Genomic DNA, 19,238 nt, shown 5'->3' with positions numbered 1-19,238 from the left:
ACCGGCCGCGCGACGGACCGGGAGCAGGTCGCGGTCAGCCCAGCACCCGGTCCTCCAGGGCCGCCCGCCACGCCGGAGGCGCGATGTCCGCCGCCGGCGCGGCGCGGCGGCCCCCGCGTGCGAAGAAGTCCGCGAGGGGCAGGGTCGCCGCGCCCACGGTCACCGCGTCGGGGCCGAGCCGGCCGAGGTCGACGGTGACCCGGGAGGCGGGCTGCGTCAGCGAGTAGGCGACGGCGTGGCGGCGGACGTCGTCGAGGAACCGCGAGCCGAACGCCAGGCCCGCCCAGCCGCCGATCAGCACCCGCTCCGGCTGGAAGAGGTTGACCAGGTCGGAGATGCCGGCCCCGAGGTATTCGGCGGTCTGGGTCATGACCGCGTGGGCGACGGGGTCGGGCGCGGTGCCGTCCGGGGGGCACGCGGCCGCGAGCAGGGCGGTCAGCCTGGTCTCCTCGTCGACGCCCTCCGGTGGGTGCCCGCCGGCCTCGCGCCAGCGCTCCAGCACGGACTCGGCGCCCGCGTACGCCTCCAGGCAGCCGGCCGCCCCGCAGCGGCAGCGGCGTCCGCCGGCCTGGACGGTGAGGTGGCCCCATTCGAGGGCTCTGCCCTGGTCGGCGCCCTCGGAGAACAGGCAGGCGCCGACGCCGGACCCGAAGAGGACGACGACGGCGCTGTGCGCGCCGCGTCCGGCGCCGAACCACATCTCGGCCTGGCCGAGGGTCTTGGCGCCGTTGTCGATGAAGTACGGGACGGTGTCGGGCAGCCGGCAGGCGGTGCGCAGCAGGGCTTCGAGGGGGACGGCGTCCCAGCCGATGGTCTGGCCGTGCACGACGGCGCCGCCGGGGGCGCGTTCGACGATGCCGGGCGTGCCGATGCCGACGCCGAGCAGCCGGCCGGGGGGCACGGCGGACCGGGTGAGGACCTCGTCGACGGCGCTGCGGATGTGCTCGACGATCACCCCGACGTCGTAGGCGGTGTCCGTCAGCGGTCTTTCGGCGCGGGCGAGTTCGGTGAGGGTGACGTCGAACAGCTCGACCCGGACCCGGGTCTCCCCCAGGTCGACGCCGATCATGTGGCCGCCCGCCGGGCTGACCCTGAGCAGGGTGCGCGGACGGCCGCCGTCGGACCCGACGCTGCCGGCCTCCTCCACCAGGCCCTCGGCGGCGAGTTCGGCGACCACGTTGCTGATGGAACCCGAACTCAGCCCGGTGACGGGCCCGAGCGCCTGCCGGCTCATCGGACCGTCGAAATACAACCGTTGCAATACCGCGGCCCGGTTGCCCCTGCGCAGGTCATTCACCGTGCGCCTGCTCCGCTCGGCCATCGTGGCTCCTTCCCGGCCTGTCCCCGCCGCAACATACCTGTGTTCAGCCTCTTGACGCGACCTTTCGACGCAGCTTAACTCACGTCCTAAATTAAGTCCTGAGGGTGTTCGGGAGCCGAACGCCGTAGCCATCCGGCCCTCCGCCCCTCACGGCTTTCGTCGCTCCTGAGGAAAGGGACACCTGGAGCCATGCGAAGAATCCGGGCAGCCGCCAGTGGCGCGGTCGTCGTCTCCCTGCTCACCGCCGCCACCGCCTGCGGCGGCGGCTCGTCCACCGGTGGAGGGTCCAACGAGTCGCCCAAGACCCTGACCTACTGGGCCTCCAACCAGGGCCCCAGCATCGAGGCGGACAAGAAGATCCTCCAGCCCGAACTCGACAAGTTCGAGAAGAAGACGGGCATCAAGGTGAAGCTGGAGGTCGTGCCCTGGTCCGACCTGCTCACCCGGATCATGACGGCGACCACCTCCGGCCAGGGTCCGGACGTCCTGAACATCGGCAACACCTGGTCGGCGTCGCTCCAGGCCACCGGCGCTCTGCTGCCCTGGGACGAGAAGAACCTCGCGAAGATCGGCGGCAGGGACCGCTTCGTGGAATCGGCGCTCGGTTCGACCGGCGCCGAGGGCCAGGACCCCGCGGCCGTGCCGCTGTACTCGATGGCGTACGCGCTCTACTACAACAAGAAGATGTTCGCCGACGCGGGCATCGAGGGCCCCCCGGCCACCTGGGACGAGCTCGTCGCCACCGGCAAGAAGATCTCCAAGGACGACAAGTGGGGTCTGGGCGCCGAGGGCTCCAACCTCTCCAACAACATCCACCAGGTGTTCGTCCTCGGCAAGCAGCACGGCGCCGACTTCTTCGACGCCCAGGGCAAGGCCGACTTCACCAGCGACGGCGCGGTCAAGGCCGTGAAGCAGTACGTCGACCTGATGGCCGCCGACAAGGTGGTCGCCCCCGGCAACGCGGAGTACGCGCAGAACCAGTCCCTCAGCGACTTCTCCAAGGGGAAGACCGCGATGGTGCTCTGGCAGGCCGCCGCCACCACGTTCAAGGCCCAGGGCATGAAGGACGAGGACTGGGGCGTCGCGCCGGTCCCGGTCCAGTCGGGCACGCCCGGCCAGGACACCAGCGTCAACTCGATGGTCGCCGGCATCAACATGGCCGTCTTCAAGAACACCAGGAACCTCGACGGGGCACTCGAGTTCGTGAAGTTCATGACCAGCGACGAGGAGCAGAAGCACCTCTGCTCGACCTACGGCTCCATCCCGCCGGTCAAGGCGGCCCAGAGCGACCCGGCGTTCGACCGGCCCGAGCTCAAGGTGCTCCGCGACACCCTCGCCACCAGCGCGGCCCCCCTGCCGCAGGTGCCCGACGAGTCGCAGTTCGAGACCGCCGTCGGCACCGCCGTGAAGAACCTCTTCGCCCAGGCGGCGTCCGGCAAGCAGCCCACCGAAGCGGACGTCGAGGCCGAGCTGACCAAGGCTCAGCAGCAGATGGCCGGGCAGTGAGCGGTGCTTCTGCCATGACCACCACCATCAGCACACCGGCCGGACAGGCCGGGGTGCGGGGGAAGGCCCCCGGGACGGCGCGAGGCCCGCGCCGCCCCGGGCGGCTCCGCCGCATCGGACTGCCGTACCTCCTGCTCCTGCCCGCGCTCGCGCTGGAACTGCTCGTCCACCTGGTCCCGATCGTCATCGGCTTCGTCATGAGCTTCAAGGAGCTCACGCAGTTCTACCTGCGGGACTGGACGGCGGCGCCGTGGACGGCGTTCGACAACTTCTCCGTCGCCGTCGACTTCGACGCCCCCGTGGGCCGGGGACTGCTCCACTCCTTCTGGATCACCTGCCTGTTCACCGTCCTGTCCGTCGGCCTGTGCTGGCTGCTCGGCACCACGGCGGCCGTGTACATGCAGGAGACGTTCGCCGGGCGCGGCCTGCTGCGCGCCCTGTTCCTGGTGCCGTACGCGCTGCCCGTGTACGCGGCGGTGATCACCTGGGCGTTCATGTTCCAGCGGGACAACGGCCTGATCAACCACGTCCTGACCGACCAGCTCGGGCTCACCGACGGGCGGCCGTTCTGGCTGATCGGGGACAACAGCTTCATCGCCCTGCTCACCGTCTCGGTGTGGAAGGGCTGGCCGTTCGCCTTCCTGATCGTCATGGCCGGACTCCAGAACATCCCGAAGGAGCTGTACGAGGCCGCCGCCCTGGACGGCGCCGGCGTGTGGCAGCAGATCCGGCGCATCACCCTGCCGTCGCTGGCCCCGGTCAACCAGGTCCTCGTACTGGTGCTCTTCCTGTGGACCTTCAACGACTTCAACACGCCCTTCGTGCTGTTCGGAAAGGCGGCACCGGAGGCGGCGGACCTCATCTCCGTGCACATCTACCAGTCGTCGTTCGCCACCTGGAACTTCGGCACCGGAGCGGCCATGTCCGTACTGCTGCTCGGCTTCCTGCTGCTGGTGACGGGCGTGTACCTGTTCTTCACCTCCCGAGGGAGGAAGGTCTCCCATGTCTAGTCACGCCCCCCGCACCGCGCGCTCGCCGATGGCCGCGCCCCGCTCCTTCGTGTGGTCGCGGCGGATCTTCCTGACACTGCTCGCGGCATTCGTCGCGCTGCCGGTGTTCGTGATGGTCTCCAGCTCGCTCAAGCCGCTCCAGGACGTCACCGGCGAGTTCCGCTGGATTCCCAGCGGGCTGACGATCCGGCCCTACTTCGACATCTGGGAGACGGTGCCGCTGGCCGACTACTTCGTCAACTCGCTGATCGTGGCCGGCGCGGCGACGGTGTGCTCGGTCGTGATCGCGGTGTTCGCCGCGTACGCGGTGAGCCGCTACAGCTTCCGCGGCAAGCGGGTGTTCACGGTGACCGTGCTCTCCACCCAGATGTTCCCCGGCATCCTGTTCCTGCTGCCGCTCTTCCTCATCTACGTGAACATCGGCAACGCCACCGGCATCGCCCTCTTCGGCTCGCGCGGCGGCCTGATCCTCACCTATCTGACCTTCTCGCTGCCGTTCTCGATCTGGATGCTGATCGGGTACTTCGAGTCCGTGCCGCGCGACCTCGACGAGGCGGCGACCGTCGACGGCTGCGGTCCGCTCGGCGCGCTGTTCCGGGTGGTGGTGCCCGCCGCCATCCCCGGCATCGTGGCGGTGGCGGTCTACGCGTTCATGACCGCGTGGGGCGAGGTGCTGTTCGCCTCCGTGATGACCAACGAGACGACCCGCACCCTCGCCGTCGGCCTCCAGGGCTACTCCACCCAGAACGACGTGTACTGGAACCAGATCATGGCCGCCTCGCTCGTCGTCAGCATCCCGGTGGTGGCCGGCTTCCTGCTGCTCCAGCGCTACCTGGTGACCGGGCTGACCGCCGGGGCGGTCAAGTGACCCCCCGCCGCACCGGCGCCCCCCTCCCCTGTCTGAAAGGACGTCCGTGACCAAGCCCATCGACCTCGCCGCGCTCCCGCACGACTTCGCCTGGGGCACCGCCACATCGGCGTACCAGATCGAGGGGGCCGTCGCCGAGGACGGCCGCTCCCCGTCGATCTGGGACACGTTCTCCCACACCCCCGGGAAGATCGACAACGACGATCACGGCGACACCGCCTGCGACCACTACCACCGCTGGCGCGAGGACATCGCGCTGATGAAGGAGCTGGGCACCAACGCCTACCGCTTCTCCGCCGCCTGGCCCCGCGTCGTGCCCGGCGGCGACGGTCCGGCCGACGACCGGGGGCTGGACTTCTACGACCGGCTGGTGGACGGCCTGCTGGAGGCGGGCATCGCGCCGAGCCTGACCGTCTACCACTGGGACCTGCCCCAGGTGCTCCAGGACCGGGGCGGCTGGCCGGAGCGGGACACCGCCCACCACCTGGCCGCGTACGCCGGGGCCCTCGCCGAGCGGCTCGGCGACCGCGTCACCCAGTGGGCGACCCTCAACGAGCCGCTGTGCTCGGCGTGGATCGGCCATCTGGAGGGCCGGATGGCACCCGGCCTGACCGACCTGCCCACCGCCGTGCGCGCCTCCTACCACCTGCTGCTCGGGCACGGTCTCGCCGCGCAGGCGATCCGCGCGGCGGCGCCCGGCGCGCAGGTCGGCATCGTCAACAACCTCTCGACGGTGGCGCCCGCCTCCGACCGGCCCGAGGACGTGGCGGCCGCCCGGCGGATGGACGGCCACACCAACCGCTGGTGGCTCGACCCGGTGCACGGCCGGGGCTTCCCCGAGGACATGGTCGAGCTGTACGGCGTGGACCTGCCGGTGCGCGACGGCGACCTGGAGACCATCGGGGGCCCGCTCGACTGGCTGGGGCTCAACTACTACTTCCCGGCGGTCGTCGCCGACGACCCGGCCGGCCCGGCGCCGTACGCACGGCAGGTCCGCCGGCTCGGCGTGCCGCGCACCGGCATGGACTGGGAGATCGAGGCCGAGGGCATCGAGACCCTGCTGATGCGGCTCACCGAGGAGTACGGCGCCCGGCGGCTGTACGTCACCGAGAACGGCTCCGCCTACCCGGACGTGGTGGGCGCCGACGGCACCGTCGACGACCCCGAACGCAGGGACTACCTGCTCGGGCACCTCGCCGCCTGCGCGAGCGCCGCCCGCAGGGGTGCGCCGCTGAAGGGCTACTACGCCTGGTCCCTGCTGGACAACTTCGAGTGGGCGTACGGCTACGACAAGCGGTTCGGCCTCGTCCACGTCGACTACAAGACCCAGGCGCGCACCGTGAAGGGCAGCGGGCGCGGCTACGCGGAGGTCATCCGCGAGCACCGGACCGCTTCGGAGAGCGCTCACCACGCGGCCTGACGCGTCCGGGCCCGGTCCGCCGGGGCGGCGGGCCGGCCCTTCCCTCGGGGAGGCCCGGCCCGTCGGCGGGTCCGCGCACGGCACCTCCGCCCCCTGTCAGGGCACGTTCGGACGACGGGACCAGGCCGCACCGCGGCGCGGGCCTCGACGAGAAGCACCGGCCGCCCTGACCCGCAGGTCCTCCCGGTCCGCCGGGCTCCCGGTACGCCGATCCGGGGGCCCGGCACGCCGGGGCCCGCCCGGTCCCCGTCCTCCGGGGCCCGGCGGGCCCCGGCTCCCTCTCCCCCGCGCGCCGGAGGCGGTGACGGGGGCCGTGCCCGGAGCCGGCGGAGCGTCAGGCGGAGGCGCGGACGACCAGTTCGGGATCGAACACGAGCGAGGTGGGCTCGGTCCGCACACCGCGGATGTGCTCGTCCAGCAGTTCCGCCATCGCGGACGCCATGCGTTCCACCGGCTGCCGCACGGTCGTCAGCGGCGGGCGGCACGCGGTGGCGGCGCTGGAGTCGTCGAAGCCGACGACCGCCACGTCCTCCGGTACCCGCAGCCCCCGCTCCCCCAGCACCTGGCAGACGCCCTGGGCCATCAGGTCGTTGGCGGCGAACACCCCGTCGACACCGGGGTGCTCGTCCAGCAGGCGGATCATCGCCGCGGCACCGCTGGCCAGGGTGAACCCGCCTTCCGCGACGGGCACGTGCGGGTGGCCGCGCCGGGCGAGCGCGTCCCGGAACCCGGCGAGGCGCTCCCGGCCCGCGGGCACGTCCTGCGGTCCGCAGACCGTGCCGACGCGGCGGCAGCCGCGGTCGAGGAGGTGGTCGGCGGCAAGCCGTGCGCCGTCCCGGTGCGCGAGGTCGACGTAGCTGAGCGGGACGGGGTGCGCGGGCCGGGCGAACAGCACGGCGGGCAGCCGGGCGGCGGCCAGCATCCCCGGCAGCGGGTCGTCCGCGTGGGTGGACACGACGAGCGCCCCGTCGGCGCTGCCCTGCCGGAGGTAGGCGAGCACCTGGTCGCGGGCGGCCTCCGTCTCGGCGAACATCAGCACCGGGTGCATCGACCGACCCCGCAGGAAGCCGACCACGCCGCTCACGACCCGGCCGAAGAAGGGGTCGGCGAACACCCGGGCCGCGAAGGCGTCCTGCTCCTCCTCGGAGGCGTCGCCCGCACCGGAGACGATCAGCGCGATCGTCTCGGCCCGGCGGGTGACCAGCGACCGCGCGGCCCGGTTGGGGGCGTACCCGGTGCGTTCGACGGCCCGGCGCACGGAGTCCTGGATGTGCGGGTCGACGTTGCGGATCCCGTTGATGACCCGGGACACCGTCGCCCGTGAGACACCGGCCTCGCGGGCCACGTCCTCCAGTGTCGGGACCTGTCTGTTCATGCCCGCACCCTAGCGTTCTGCCCGGCCAGAGGCATAGAGCGCTCTCCGACGGACGCCGGAGAGGGCCGCGGCACAGGGGCGGGACCGGTCAGGCGCGACGTTGCGCGGTGCGGCGGGCGGACCGGCACCGGGGCGGGTGCGGCGCAGCCGTGCGGGGCCGCGGCCGCGGGGGCCGTCAGTCGTGCCCGAGTCCGGGCAGGCGCGGCTCGCGCACCGTGAACCGGTCGAACACCAGGGAGGTGTTGTCCCCGCGCAGGCCGACGCCGCCGGGGCCGCGCAGCGCTCCCGGCGTGGTGTCGACCGTCCGCAGCACCAGGCGGCCGTTCACGGCGAGACGGAGCAGCACACCGCCTCTGACGGAGCGCGCCTGGGCGCTGACGCGGTGCCACCGCCCGTACGGGACGGGGTGTCTGGTCTGGGCGAGCGTGCGGTAGACCCCCTCGCCGCCCGGCTCGCCGGGACTCTTGCGCTTGAGCACCACGATGCCGTCGCGGCGGCGGAAGCTCAGCGCGTACAGCTCCTGGGGGCTGCGGTAGCGCAGCCACAGGTGCGCGCCGTCCCAGTCCCGCTCGCGGGTTCCCGGGGTGGCTACCGGGGGTTCGACCAGGGCGCGGAAGGTGACGGCGACGTCCTCGAGGTCCCGTCGGCGGGTGACCAGGCGGAAGACGCACGAGCCGGTGCCGCCGGCCGAACCGGCGTCGGGCGAGCGGTCGTCGGGGACGCCCGTCCAGCCGTAGGTCCAGCGGGCGAAGAGCGAACCGCTGGTGACGTCCCAGTCGGGATGGGTCCGGGCGTGCGGGTCGTCGGGCCGGCGGAAGGCGTACTCGTTGGTGACGAGCCCGTCGTCGGGGAACCGGGCGCGGAAGCACACCGGGTCGGCCGCGAAGGGCGGTTCACCGGTCCCCTGACCGGGTCCGCGGGCGCCGCCGGCCGGGTCCGGGGTCGTCGGCTCCGTCGCCGGTACGGGGGCCGGCGCGGGCTCGGGGGCGGGGGTGGTCCCCGGGGGGTCCGGGACGCCTGCGGCCGGGCCCGCCGTGCCGTGCGCGGCGGCGGCCGTGCCTCCCGCGGAGGCGGCGACGGCAGCGGCGAGCAGCGCCCTGCGGGCGAGCGGGCCGTGGTTGCGCCGGGTGTTCACCGTGACGTCCTCTCCCGGGCCGCCTCCGCGGGCCCGGTGGTGGGGGCGGGCCCGCCGGTCGCGCCCTGTCCGGTGGTGCGCACCGGACCCGGGCGGGCGTCGGCCGTGCCGCCGGGGCCCCAGGTGCCGTCGGCGGCGGCGATCGTCAGCGTCCGGAAGGCCGGCCAGTGCGGAGCTCCGTCGTTGCGGACGCCGAGCGCGATGCCTCCCCGGGCGCCGGCGGCGGCATCCGCGGGGACCGCGACCCGGGCCCGGCGCCGCCCGTCGACGTAGACGTCCGTGCTCCGCGCGGACACGACGATCCGCAGCGTGTGCCGTGCGGCCGGCTCCAGGCGGGCGCGGGCCACCGTGCGCCGCCCGCTCCCCGTGCCCTCCGTGACGCGCAGACCGGCCCGGCTCAGCGCGACGGCGACGGGCCGTGTCCCGTGGACCCGTACGGTCACCGAGACGCCGTTGGTGTCGGCGTGCAGTGCGCGGACGTCCGCATCGGCCGCGTACCCGGTCCAGTCCGCCGTGGCGGACGGGCGGTACTCGGCCGACAGGTGCTCCCGACCGGCCGGGTACGGTCCGGCTCCGGTGAACGCGCCCACGCCGGTCCCCGCGGGCGCGCCGGGGAAGTCCCAGCCGCCGGGGTCGGCCAGCGGCCGCGGTGCGTCGCCGGGGCGGCGGGGAGTGCGTTCGGCGAGCCCGGCCATCAGGTCCGCGGCCGTGGTCCCGGTGGTGATCTCCAGGCGCTGGACGGTTCCTTCGGCGGCGGCCCGTGCACCGGCGCCCGGCGGGTGCGGGCCCCCGTGGTTGGTGAGGGCGGCGGTGAAGCGCTGCCGCAGCAGTCCGCTCAGGTCGCCGGCGCCTGCGGGGCCGGAGCCGTGCGACTCGGAGAACGGATAGGCGAAGAGCAGGGGGCGCGGCAGGCCGTGAGCGGTGATCGCGCCGATCGACCGGTCCAGGTCTGCGGCGACCCTCGCCCGGTACTCGGCGGATGTCTCCCGGCGGCTCTCGGCGGGCAGCCAGAGGCGTTCGGTGAGGGCGGGTCCGCGGCGGGCGCCCGCCGCGTCCAGCGGCAGGTGGCGGTGCAGGTCGTCCGTGTGGCTCTGGAAGTCCCAGCGGCCCGACGAGGCCATCCGGCGGACCTCCTCCCAGGAGAGGTAGTAGCCGTGCCGCTCCCCCACCTGACCGGTGATCAGGTAGACGGCGGCCCGCATGCCGTACCGGGCCAGACTGCGGTCGGCGTGCCGCCACAGGCCCTGGGCGCCGTCGTCGAAGGTCAGATAGACGGTGCGCCCGGGCACCGGCTCTCCGCGCAGGTGGCGGACGAACTCGGCGGTGCTCAGCGTCCGGTAGCCGGCCGACCGCAGGGCGGCGAGGTGCCCCTCGAAGGCCGTGGGCGTCACGGTGTACGGGCGTTCGCCGTCGGGCCGGACGTCGTGGTAGGCGAGCACCACGGGGCCGGTGCCCCGGGGCAGGTCCCTCGCCGCGGGGGCGCCCGCGGCGGGAGGCGCGGCGGGGGGCCGGGCCTGGTCCTCGACGGCGAGCCGGTCCGCCCGGTGCTGCCAGGCGGCGAGGAACGGCAGGGCGGCGACGGCCGCGGCCAGCCCGCCGAGGAGCAGGCGCACCAGGACGCGGCGTACCGCGGCGCGGTCGCGGGCGGCGGGGGTCACCAGATCTCCCCTCGGGTGGCGACGGTGAGGAGGAGCAGGAGGACGGCGGCGGTGCTCGCCACCGCGGCGAGCATCCGGGCGGCGGCGGCCGCGGCGCCCCTCATGTGGTGCCCCTGGACCAGACGCCGCGGCGGACCGTGGCGAGGGAGTACGGGAGCAGCCAGGCCAGCACGGTGGAGGAGAGCAGGCTCATCAGCGGGCGGTAGCGCCACCGGGGGTCCCCGGGATGGTCCGCCTTGTACGCCATGCCCCAGGCGCACCCCTTGAGCAGCACGCCGCACAGGTAGAGGCCGGTGAGCAGCCACAGGCCCTGTGCCGGCGCCCACACGAGGTGCCGCACGGCCATGACGGGGGCGGTGAGCACCCACAGCACGTGCCCGTAGTAGAGGGCGGCGGCGCCGGGGCCCCGGCGCCACATGAATCCGCCGGTGAAGCACAGGTTGCGGACGAAGCTCTTCTTCCACCGGACCTGCTGGCGCAGGAAGGCCCGCACGCCGACGGGGACGTCGGTGCCGACCCTGGCCGATGCCACGTATCCGACGAGCCAGGGTCGTTCGGGGTAGTCGTGGTCGGCGACGAAGGGCGAGTCGGCGTGACGCTCTTTCAGCCGCCGGCCGCGCCATGCCTGTCCGAGCACGTAGCCGGTGAGCTGGCGGTCGGTGGCGAAGCGGAACGGCGCCCCGAGGAACCGGTCCTCGGCCCAGGCCGGGAGGTAGTTCCAGATCGCGTCCCGGCGGAACGCGGCCAGGGGTCCGGACACGCAGGTCACGGAGCCGAAGGCGGCCTCGGCCGCCTTGGCGACGCGGAACTGGCCCTCGTACCAGACGTCCTGGATGCGGGCGAGCAGCGAGGCGTCGGTGTTGAGCGCCCGGCAGTGGCCGCTGACGGCGCCCAGGTGGGGGTGGCGGACGAGGGCGGCGACGCACCGGCCGACGGCGTCGGGGGCGAGGACGCAGTCGGAGTCCGTGAAGACGACGATGTCGCCGTCGGCCAGGGCGCACGCCCGGACCAGGGCGTGCTTCTTGCCGACGTTCTCGGTCAGGTGGACGACGGTGATGCCGAGTTCGGCGCCGAGGCGCCGGAGGATGTCGCCGGTGCCGTCGGCCGACGCGTCGTCGACGACGACGATCTGGATGCCGGGGTGGTCGGAGGAGGCCATCGAGCGGACGCACTCCTCGATCCGGTCCTCCTCGTCCTTGACGGCGAGCAGCAGGCTGACGCGGGGGTGTGCGGGCAGCGGCGGGAAGGTGCCGCGCAGCCGCCGCGGGCAGGGCACGTCGGCGACCGCGGGGTCCTGGTAGCGGGTGTAGGCGACGTAGAAGAGGGCGGCGGTCGCGGCGAGCACCGCCGTTCCGTAGACCGCCGCCGGACCGGCTCCGTCGGCGAGGGCGAGGGAACGATTCGCCAGGAGGAACGTGAGCGGGGTCAGGCAGAGCAGGACCAGGAGGCGCACGACGCCGCGCCGGGTCCCCGGTTCGAGGCCCGCGGCCCACCGGAGCGCGCCCGCGCGTGCCCGTCCGCCGCGTCGCGGGGCCGGCACGGACCGGGGGTGCGGCGCGGTACCCCGGGGAGGCGCGGCCCGTGTGCTCATCGGGCGGCTCCGGCGGCGGGCGTGCCGAGACCGTGGGTGGTGTCGAGGACCGGGCAGCCGCGGGCCAGGCCGGCCACGTCGGTGCCGTCGTGGAGGGTGTGCACCAGGACCAGGTCCCACGGGCGCGAGGCCGCGTCGGCGAGGTGGCGGCGTTCGGCACCGCGGGAGGTCATCGCCGGAACCAGGGGGTCGTGGTAGCCGACCCGGGCGCCGAGCGCGGAGAGCCGGTCGATGATCTCCAGTGCGGGGCTCTCCCGCACGTCCGCGACTCCGGGTTTGTACGCCACCCCGACGACGAGGACCCGCGCTCCGGCCACCGCCGTCCCCCGGTCGGCGAGCAGGTCGCGCGCCCGGCGGACCACCTCCGAGGGGCGCGCGGCGATCGCGGACATCGCCGAGCCGACGAGGGGCGCGTCGCGCTGCCGGGAACGCAGCTGCCACAGCAGGTAGTGCGGGTCGCAGGGGATGCAGTGCCCGCCGACCCCGGGCCCCGGGTAGAAGGGCATGAAGCCGTACGGCTTGGTGGCGGCCGCCTCGATGACCTGTCGCGGGTCGAGCCCGAACTCCATGCTGGTGTCGGCGAGTTCGTTGGCCAGGGCGATGTTGACGGCGCGGAAGGTGTTCTCCCAGAGCTTGCACATCTCGGCCGTCTCGGGGTCGTCCACACGGTGGATGCCGGCCGCGGTGCGGCGCAGCAGTTCGGCGGCGAGCTCGGTGCTGCGCCGGCCGACGCCGCCGACCACCCGGGGGGTCGCGTCGGGGGCGTGCCCGTCGACGCCCGGGTCGATGCGCTCGGGCGCGAACGCGACGTACACGTCGGTTCCCGGACGCAGTCCGCGGGCGGCGAGCGGCTCGACGAGAAGGTCCCGGGTGGTGCCGACATAGCTGGTGGAGGTGAGCACGAGGAGCTGGCCCTCGAAGGCGTGCCGGACGACCGAGGCGCAGGCGGCGGTGAGCGCGCGCAGGTCCGGGACGCGGTGCCGGTCGACGGGTGTCGGCACGCACACGATCACGGCCTCCGCGCGCCCCACGGCGGCGCCGTCGCCGGTGAGCAGGAAGTCGGGGTCGCGCAGGGCGTCGCCCAGCAGGCGGAGCTGACCCGGCGGCAGGTCCACGTCACCGCGGCGGATGTCCGCGAGCCGGTTGTCGCTGATGTCGATCCCGGTCACGGCCCAGCCCGCCTCGCGCAGGGCGAGCGCCGTCGGCAGTCCCACGTATCCGAGACCGACGACGGCGACCGCGCCGGTACGGGCCGCGGTTCCCTGGGGCGGTACGGACAGGTCCTGGGGGGCCGCTTCCGCGGCGGTCACGATGGCGTCCACCGCCGGAATATGACACGTAGGATCATCGGCCGCGGAGCCAACTCTCCGCAGGTCGGGCACCCCGCACGGGAGTTCACCCGATTGCCGGGTCCGCGCACGTCGCCGGGCCGGCGGGCGCCGGCCGGCCGGCTCGCGGACGGCTCCGGGAGTCAGGGGGGCGCCGGCCCCGGCGGCGTCGCGGGGCCGGGGCGGGCGACGGCGGGCGGGAGCCGGGTCGGCGTTCCGGATCCGCCTTCCGGGTCAGCGTTCCGGATCCGCCTTCCGGAACCAGGGGCTGACGCCGACTCGGCCCGTGGTGCCGAGATCGAGTTCGGGCGTGAAGACGACGCCGGGCGAGTCGGCGGTGACGCGCACGACCAGGTACGGAGCGTTCACCGCGGGCGGGCCGGCGTCGGTTGTGTTCCGCCAGGCGACGGTCGCCGCCGCCGCCTCACCGGGCGCCAGGCGCAGGGTTCCCGGCCGGACGTCCGCGCCGCGCAGACCGGTGGAGATCTCGTTCGTGCCGTCGAGGATGCGCACCCCTGCCACCGGGTCGCGTGCGGCGTCCAGGAGCTGGAGCCGCGGGTAGCCGCTCACGCTCCTCACCTCCTGCGAGCAGTTGACCAGGGTGAGCGCCAAGGCGCGCAGCCCCATGGCGGCTTCCGGCTCGCCGGCGTCGATGCGCCATCCGGTGGACGGGCACGCGCCTCCGGCCGCCCTCGCCTGGTCGGCGGGCACGGCCCTGACCTTCTCGATCCGGATGCGCGACGCCTTCGGATCCTCCGATGTCACCGTGCGCCGCACGGCGGCGCCGGGCGCGACCGACGGCACGGTCTGGTCCACGGTCGACCAGACCTCACCGGAGTCGGTGCGGATCGTGAAGGTGATGGTGTACGTCATGGCCACGGAGCCGGAGTTCTCCACGGTGTAGGCGGCCGACCGGGACGCCCCGGCATCGCAGTCGTCGCCGGTGATGCGCACGCCGTCCTGGTGCAGCAGTTCCGGCCTGCTCTCCGCCGACGGGGCCGCGCACGGCACGGCCGCGGCGGTGCCGTCCTCCCGCCCGCACCCGGTGACGGCGAGGGCGAGGGCGAGCGCGCAGGACGGGGCGAGGAGAGGTGAGGGCCGCATGGCGTCAATTGATCAGCAGGGCACCGCCCACCGCCGTGACGCCCCTCACACCACGTGTCACAGGCTCGCCACAGAAGGCGGCTCCCGCTGCCGCCGCGGCGGCCGGGGCCTCCCCGTCGGCACCGGGGCGGGCGCCACCGGCACGTCCGATGGCGCCCGCCCCCGCGCAGCGCGCTACCTCGTGTAGTTGTAGACGGTCGCCCGGGAGATGCCGAGATGGTCGGCGATGAGCTGTGCGGAGCCCCTGGACTCGAAGAAGCCCTCGTGGTGCAGGCGCCGCACCAGTTCGCGCTTGTGGTCGCGGCCGAGGGCCCGCGGGGTGCTGGATCGCTCGGCGGCGAAGGCGTCGATGGCCGCGCGGAGTTCGCGTCCGGTGCGGTCGCGCAGGGTCTCCAGGGGCTCTCCTCCGTACCCGGCTTCGGTGGCGACGAGCTGCGCCAGGGTCAGGGCCAGCGGCGACAGCGTACTGACGTCCAGGTTCAGGCACAGTGCCGCGACGTACCGCCCCTCGGCGTTCTTGATGCCGATGGAGGTGCTCTTGGCCGGCCGGCCGTCGGGGAACCGGTTGCCGTAGTTCTGGACGACGTCCGGGTAGTCGGGGTCGGCGATGCGCGCCAGGCCCAGTTCGGTGGCGGGGTCGCCGACCTGCCGTCCCGACAGGTTGTTCTCGATGACGCGGACGGCGTGGTCGGGCCGGCGCAGGTCGTGCAGGACGACCTCGCACAGACCGGGGAACATGCGCCCGACGGCGACGGCGATGCGCTCCGCTTCCCGCACGAGGTGCTCGTCGCCGACGACGCGGCCTTCGCCGTCCGGCGCGCCCCCGGCCTCGGCTTCCGGACACCCGGCCTCGGATGCCCGGTCCACGTCGCCGTGCCCGGTCGCGACGGGCCCGTGGGCGGGTGCGCCGTCCGACCGGTCCGCGGGGTGGGTCATCGGGCACCACCCGGCTCCGGCGCGACGACGTGGTCGAGCGGCGCCGCGGCGAACACCGCGGCCATCGCCTCGGCGGACTTCAGGCCCGCACCCGTGAGCACGACGACGGTCGTCTCGTCCGCAGCGATCTCCCCCGACGCGACGAAGTGGTCGAGGGCCGCCGCGGCGACGGCGCTGGTCGGCTCGGCGTACAGGCCCCTGGAGCTCAGCGCGCGGACCGCGGCGTGGATCGCCGCCTCGGGGACGGCGCAGGCCGCGCCGCCGGAGCGGCGGACCGCCTCCACCGCCTCGGGCAGCCGCACGGGGCGGGCGATGGACGCGCCCTCGGCGATGGTCGGCACCCGTGCGCCGCGCGCGGCCCCGTCGACTCCGTTCAGCGTGTCGGCGATGGTCGCCCAGTGCTCGGGCTGCCCGACGAACAGGCGCGGCCGCCTGTCGATCCGGCCCGCTGCGAGGAGTTCGCCGAAGGCCAGGTCGCAGGCGATGACGTTGCTGCCGGCCCCGGCCACGAGGACGACGTTGTCGGGCGCCGTGAAGCCCAGCGACTCCCACATCTCGTAGGCGACGGTCTTGGTTCCCTGGATGAACATGGGGTGCCAGTTGTGGCTGGCGTAGGGGATGCGCGCCGACTGCCGGACCGCCTCGTCCGCCACCTCGTCGCGGGCGCCGCCCACCAGCTCGATCTCGGCTCCGCACGCGCGCGCCTGGAGGATCTTGGCCGCCGAGGTGGCGGCCGGGACGACGATCCTCGCGCGGATGCCCGCGGCCGCGGCATAGGCCGCCACCGCTGCCCCGGCGTTGCCCGAGCTGTCCTCCAGCACGCGGTCGGCGCCGTGGGCGGCGAGGTGGGACATCATCACCGACACGCCGCGGTCCTTGAAGCTGGAGGTCGGGTTGAACCACTCCAGCTTGAAGTGGACCCGCAGGCCGCCCCAGTCGAGCGGGACCATCGGCGTGCAGCCCTCGCCCAGGCTCACCCGGCGGGCGAAGGGGACGGGGAGGGCCGCGTGGTACCGCCACAGGGAGCGCTCGGCGGTGACGATCTGCCCGGGAGCGAGACCCGGCAGCGGGCTGACGGCGAGCGGGCCGCCGTCGTCACCCCGCCAGCGGGAACCGTCCAGCGGGTAGCGCCGGCCGGACCGGTCGTGGAAGCAGGGGGCGTCGACCCCTGTCAGCTGTTCGACGTCCATGGGCGGTCCCGCCTTCTCCCGGCTCCCCGTGCCGCCGGCCGTTCCCGGTGCCGGCGCGCACCCTGCACGCCCCACCTTAGACGAACACTCCAGATCTGGACAGGAAGTCCAGTCGGGTCCTGTCCGCCGGTACGCGAGCGGCGCCGGCGCGGGGACCTCTCCGGGTCCGGGTCAGCGATTGGCCCGCGCCTCCGCACGCGTCGCGCCGATGCCCGCGGCGACGACGAGGACGGTGCCGGCGATCTGGAGCGGCAGCGGGGTCTGCGAGATGAGGATCATGGCGGCCACCAGGCTGACGGCCGGTTCGAGCCCCGCGAGCGTCCCGTATGTCGTCTTGCCGATGCGCTGCAGGGCCTGCATCTCCAGCAGGAACGGCAGCAGCGGCATGAGCACCGCGATACCGAGCGCGGCGAGCGCCGTCCCCCAGGTCAGACCGCTGACCGCGGCGGACGCCCCGAACGGCGCGGCGACCACGGCGGCCACCGCGAGCGACACCGCCAGGGCGTGCGGCGCGGGCAGCCGGCTGCCGACATGGGCCGTGCCGATGACGTACAGCGCCCAGCACGCCGCCGAGCCGAGGCCGAACATCACGCCCGGCAGGCTCGTCGCGCCCGTCCACGGCGAGGTCAGCAGCACGACGCCCGCAGCGGCGAGCGCGAGCCACGCCACCTCCCGGGGCCGGCGCGAGGCGATCACCGCGACGGTGAGCGGCCCGAGGAACTCCAGTGCGGTGGCCGTGCCGAGGGGAAGCCGCGCGGCGGCCTCGGAGAAGAGCAGCATCATGCCCGCGCTGACCGCGCCGAGCAGCACGGTGGCGACGAGGTCGCGACGGCCGGTCGCCCGCAGCGTCCGCCACAGGGACGGCCCGGTGCAGGCGATCAGCACCAGGGCGGCGAAGGTCAGGCGCAGCCAGGTGGTGCCCGCCGGGCCGAGGGTGGCGAAGAGTTCCGTCGCGAGCGCACTGCCCGTGTGGAGAAGACACATGGCGACGAGCACCAGCACGGCACCCGGCACCTGGCGGCGCGTGCCGGGCAGGGCGGCGGGTCCCGCGGCAAAGGCCGCGGCCTCCGCTCCCGGGTCCAGTGCGGCGGGGGCGGTCGGCGAGGCGTCCGGGGCGGCGGGGGCGGCATCGGGGGCAGCGGGCGAGGTCGTCACCGGGGTATTGGATCTCCCGCCGTCCGTTTCTGTCCACGGGCCGAAAGTGGATGGACCAGCCGCTGATGGTGGACGATGTGCGGATGGACGAGGACGACATCCCCCGGCTCCCCGACGCGAGGCAGCGGCTGCCCGACCTGGGGCGGCTGCGGCTGCTGGTCGAGCTGCGCCGGCTCGGGACGATGGCGGCCGTCGCGGCGGGCACCGGCTACGGGACGTCGGCGGTCTCCAAGCACCTGGCCGTGCTGGAGGAGGAGGTCGGCGTCCGGCTCCTCACTCCGGACGGGCGGCGGGTGCGGCTCACACCCGCCGGCGAGCGCCTGGTCGAACACGCGGTGGGGATCCTCGCCGCGGTGGAGGAGGCGCAGTCGGAGCTGCGCGGGCGCACCGACCCCGCGGGCCGGGTGAGGCTGGCGAGCTTCTTCACGGCGGTCGAACCGGTGGTGCTGCCCACTCTTGCCCGGCTGCGGGAGGAGCACCCGCGGGTGGTGGTCGAGGTCCACGAGCACGAGCCGGAGAGCACCGCCGACCTGCTCCGTTCCGGCGGCGTCGATCTGGGGGTGGTCTACGACTACAGCCTGGTGCCGCGGGTGGTGCCGCCGGAGCTGAGCGCCCGCGCCTTCGAGGAGCAGCCGTTGTACCTGGCGGTGCCGGCGGGGCATCCGGACGCGGGGCGGCCGGTGACCGTCCCCGAGCTGCGCGCGTTCGAGGAGTCGGGCTGGATCACCAACTCGCGCGGCACGGACGACGACGAGCTGGTGCACCGGGTGTGCGCCGTGGCCGGGTTCACGCCGCGGATCGCGCACCGGGTCGACAGTCTGCGCCTGGTCAACAGCCTGACGGGCGCGGGCCTGGGAGTGGCCCTGCTCGCCGAGTCCGGCATCGAGCGCGAGCGGCCGGACGTGGCCTTCCGGCCGCTCGATCCGCTGGCCGGCACCCGGCGCACGTTTCTGCTGGCCAGGGCCGGGCGGTGGTCCTGGCCACCGCTGGCCGCCGTCGCGGCGGCCGTGCTGGGCGGACGGGCCGGGCGGCAGGGCGGGTGAGCGGGCCGCTCCGCCCGCCGGGACCGCCCGCACGACGGCAGGGGGCGACCGCCACAGCGGGCGGTATCCGCCTCCCCCCGGGCACGATGGGAGAGGAATGTCCGCTGTGCGGTCATTTCCACCGTGGCCGGACGCAGCTCACGTCGCCCGGCGCGTCGACGGCGAGGAGAGGCACCGTGATCCAGAGCGCTGACATCCGCGAGTGGCGCAACCAGGAAGTGCTCGACGAAGACGACAAGAAGATCGGCACGCTGGAGGCCGTGTACGTGAACACCCGGAGCGACGAGCCGGCCGTCGTCACGGTGGCCGTGGGCCTGCCGACCCGGCGCCGCCTGGTGTTCGTGCCGCTCGCCGGAGCGGTCGTCGGCCCGGGATACCTCCGGGTCGCCTACGGGAAGTCCGCGGTGAAGGACGCCCCGAGCATGGGGACGGACGACGTGCTGCCCGCGGAGAACGAGAAGGAGATCTTCGTCCACTACGGCCTGCCGTACGAGCCCGGCCCGAGCGGCGAGCGCCAGCTCGCACGCCGCTGACCACCGCTCCCCCGGCTGCCGGGGAGCCCGGGGCCGGCCCGCCCGGCTCCGGGCTCCCCGTCGTC

At 74.4% G+C, this 19,238-nt stretch carries 16 protein-coding genes; 6 read left to right on the top strand and 10 right to left on the bottom strand.

From position 1 onward, the window contains the following. Positions 1-34: 34 nt before the first annotated feature. A complete protein-coding gene (locus tag IAG43_RS31760) occupies positions 35-1,321 on the bottom strand; it encodes an ROK family transcriptional regulator (protein WP_187744081.1) in 1,287 nt (428 codons plus the stop codon). 189 nt (positions 1,322-1,510) lie between these two features. Here IAG43_RS31760 and IAG43_RS31755 point away from each other — a divergent pair, with 189 nt between their 5' ends. Genes IAG43_RS31755 through IAG43_RS31740 form a run of 4 tightly spaced genes read left to right on the top strand, consistent with a single transcriptional unit; the run spans position 1,511 to position 6,125 of the window. After that, positions 1,511-2,827, top strand: coding sequence for an ABC transporter substrate-binding protein (locus IAG43_RS31755; RefSeq protein WP_187744080.1), 1,317 nt, complete (start codon positions 1,511-1,513; stop codon positions 2,825-2,827). 14 nt (positions 2,828-2,841) lie between these two features. Further along, on the top strand, positions 2,842-3,837 hold the full coding sequence (locus IAG43_RS31750; RefSeq protein ID WP_187744079.1) for a carbohydrate ABC transporter permease: 996 nt from the start codon (positions 2,842-2,844) through the stop codon (positions 3,835-3,837). 28 nt (positions 3,838-3,865) lie between these two features. Beyond that, the gene (locus tag IAG43_RS31745) at positions 3,866-4,705 is read left to right on the top strand and encodes a carbohydrate ABC transporter permease (protein ID WP_187744761.1); all 840 of its coding nucleotides are present in this window, start codon (positions 3,866-3,868) and stop codon (positions 4,703-4,705) included. 46 nt (positions 4,706-4,751) lie between these two features. Then, positions 4,752-6,125 carry a GH1 family beta-glucosidase gene (locus tag IAG43_RS31740; RefSeq protein WP_187744078.1) on the top strand — a complete coding sequence of 458 codons (1,374 nt, stop codon included), beginning with the start codon at positions 4,752-4,754 and terminating at the stop codon, positions 6,123-6,125. Positions 6,126-6,459: 334 nt separating this feature from the next. Here IAG43_RS31740 and IAG43_RS31735 read toward each other — a convergent pair whose 3' ends face one another. The 9 genes from IAG43_RS31735 to IAG43_RS31695 all read right to left on the bottom strand — a co-directional run bounded on the left by IAG43_RS31735 (position 6,460) and on the right by IAG43_RS31695 (position 17,597). Next, positions 6,460-7,500 carry a LacI family DNA-binding transcriptional regulator gene (locus tag IAG43_RS31735; protein WP_187744077.1) on the bottom strand — a complete coding sequence of 347 codons (1,041 nt, stop codon included), beginning with the start codon at positions 7,498-7,500 and terminating at the stop codon, positions 6,460-6,462. A 175-nt stretch (positions 7,501-7,675) separates the two neighbouring features. Continuing rightward, entirely contained in the window at positions 7,676-8,635 is a 960-nt protein-coding gene (locus IAG43_RS31730; protein ID WP_187744076.1) for a hypothetical protein, read from the bottom strand. Further along, positions 8,632-10,293, bottom strand: coding sequence for a polysaccharide deacetylase family protein (locus tag IAG43_RS31725; protein ID WP_246574660.1), 1,662 nt, complete (start codon positions 10,291-10,293; stop codon positions 8,632-8,634). The genes IAG43_RS31730 and IAG43_RS31725 overlap by 4 nt, the downstream gene beginning before the upstream one ends. A gap of 100 nt (positions 10,294-10,393) precedes the next feature. Next, a complete protein-coding gene (locus IAG43_RS31720; RefSeq protein ID WP_187744075.1) occupies positions 10,394-11,884 on the bottom strand; it encodes a glycosyltransferase family 2 protein in 1,491 nt (496 codons plus the stop codon). Continuing rightward, positions 11,881-13,206 carry a nucleotide sugar dehydrogenase gene (locus IAG43_RS31715; protein ID WP_343075695.1) on the bottom strand — a complete coding sequence of 442 codons (1,326 nt, stop codon included), beginning with the start codon at positions 13,204-13,206 and terminating at the stop codon, positions 11,881-11,883. The genes IAG43_RS31720 and IAG43_RS31715 overlap by 4 nt, the downstream gene beginning before the upstream one ends. A 240-nt stretch (positions 13,207-13,446) precedes the next feature. After that, on the bottom strand, positions 13,447-14,316 hold the full coding sequence (locus IAG43_RS31710; protein WP_187744074.1) for a DUF4232 domain-containing protein: 870 nt from the start codon (positions 14,314-14,316) through the stop codon (positions 13,447-13,449). Positions 14,317-14,490: 174 nt separating this feature from the next. After that, positions 14,491-15,252, bottom strand: coding sequence for a helix-turn-helix transcriptional regulator (locus tag IAG43_RS31705; protein ID WP_187744073.1), 762 nt, complete (start codon positions 15,250-15,252; stop codon positions 14,491-14,493). Further along, entirely contained in the window at positions 15,249-16,442 is a 1,194-nt protein-coding gene (locus tag IAG43_RS31700; protein WP_187744072.1) for a pyridoxal-phosphate dependent enzyme, read from the bottom strand. Before IAG43_RS31700 ends, IAG43_RS31705 begins: the two co-directional genes overlap by 4 nt. A 171-nt stretch (positions 16,443-16,613) precedes the next feature. Next, complete coding sequence (locus tag IAG43_RS31695) at positions 16,614-17,597, bottom strand: EamA family transporter (RefSeq protein WP_246574659.1); 984 nt, start codon at positions 17,595-17,597, stop codon at positions 16,614-16,616. A gap of 50 nt (positions 17,598-17,647) precedes the next feature. Between IAG43_RS31695 and IAG43_RS31690 the strand changes: the two genes are divergently transcribed. After that, complete coding sequence (locus IAG43_RS31690; protein WP_246574658.1) at positions 17,648-18,640, top strand: LysR substrate-binding domain-containing protein; 993 nt, start codon at positions 17,648-17,650, stop codon at positions 18,638-18,640. Positions 18,641-18,816: 176 nt separating this feature from the next. Then, complete coding sequence (locus tag IAG43_RS31685; protein ID WP_187744071.1) at positions 18,817-19,173, top strand: PRC-barrel domain-containing protein; 357 nt, start codon at positions 18,817-18,819, stop codon at positions 19,171-19,173. Positions 19,174-19,238 lie beyond the last annotated feature (65 nt).

The organism is Streptomyces genisteinicus (genome assembly GCF_014489615.1).
Taxonomy (GTDB): Bacteria; Actinomycetota; Actinomycetes; order Streptomycetales; family Streptomycetaceae; genus Streptomyces; species Streptomyces genisteinicus.
The sequence above is the reverse complement of the archived record's forward strand: the minus strand, read 5'-3'. Positions and strand labels throughout refer to the sequence as shown.

Coding starts and splice junctions, on each gene's coding strand:
- IAG43_RS31760 (WP_187744081.1), bottom strand. CDS start 1,321: ATGGCCGAGCGGAGCAGGCGCACGGTGAATGACCTGCGCAGGGGCAAC.
- IAG43_RS31755 (WP_187744080.1), top strand. CDS start 1,511: ATGCGAAGAATCCGGGCAGCCGCCAGTGGCGCGGTCGTCGTCTCCCTG.
- IAG43_RS31750 (WP_187744079.1), top strand. CDS start 2,842: ATGACCACCACCATCAGCACACCGGCCGGACAGGCCGGGGTGCGGGGG.
- IAG43_RS31745 (WP_187744761.1), top strand. CDS start 3,866: ATGGCCGCGCCCCGCTCCTTCGTGTGGTCGCGGCGGATCTTCCTGACA.
- IAG43_RS31735 (WP_187744077.1), bottom strand. CDS start 7,500: ATGAACAGACAGGTCCCGACACTGGAGGACGTGGCCCGCGAGGCCGGT.
- IAG43_RS31720 (WP_187744075.1), bottom strand. CDS start 11,884: ATGAGCACACGGGCCGCGCCTCCCCGGGGTACCGCGCCGCACCCCCGG.
- IAG43_RS31710 (WP_187744074.1), bottom strand. CDS start 14,316: ATGCGGCCCTCACCTCTCCTCGCCCCGTCCTGCGCGCTCGCCCTCGCC.
- IAG43_RS31705 (WP_187744073.1), bottom strand. CDS start 15,252: ATGACCCACCCCGCGGACCGGTCGGACGGCGCACCCGCCCACGGGCCC.
- IAG43_RS31700 (WP_187744072.1), bottom strand. CDS start 16,442: ATGGACGTCGAACAGCTGACAGGGGTCGACGCCCCCTGCTTCCACGAC.
- IAG43_RS31690 (WP_246574658.1), top strand. CDS start 17,648: ATGGACCAGCCGCTGATGGTGGACGATGTGCGGATGGACGAGGACGAC.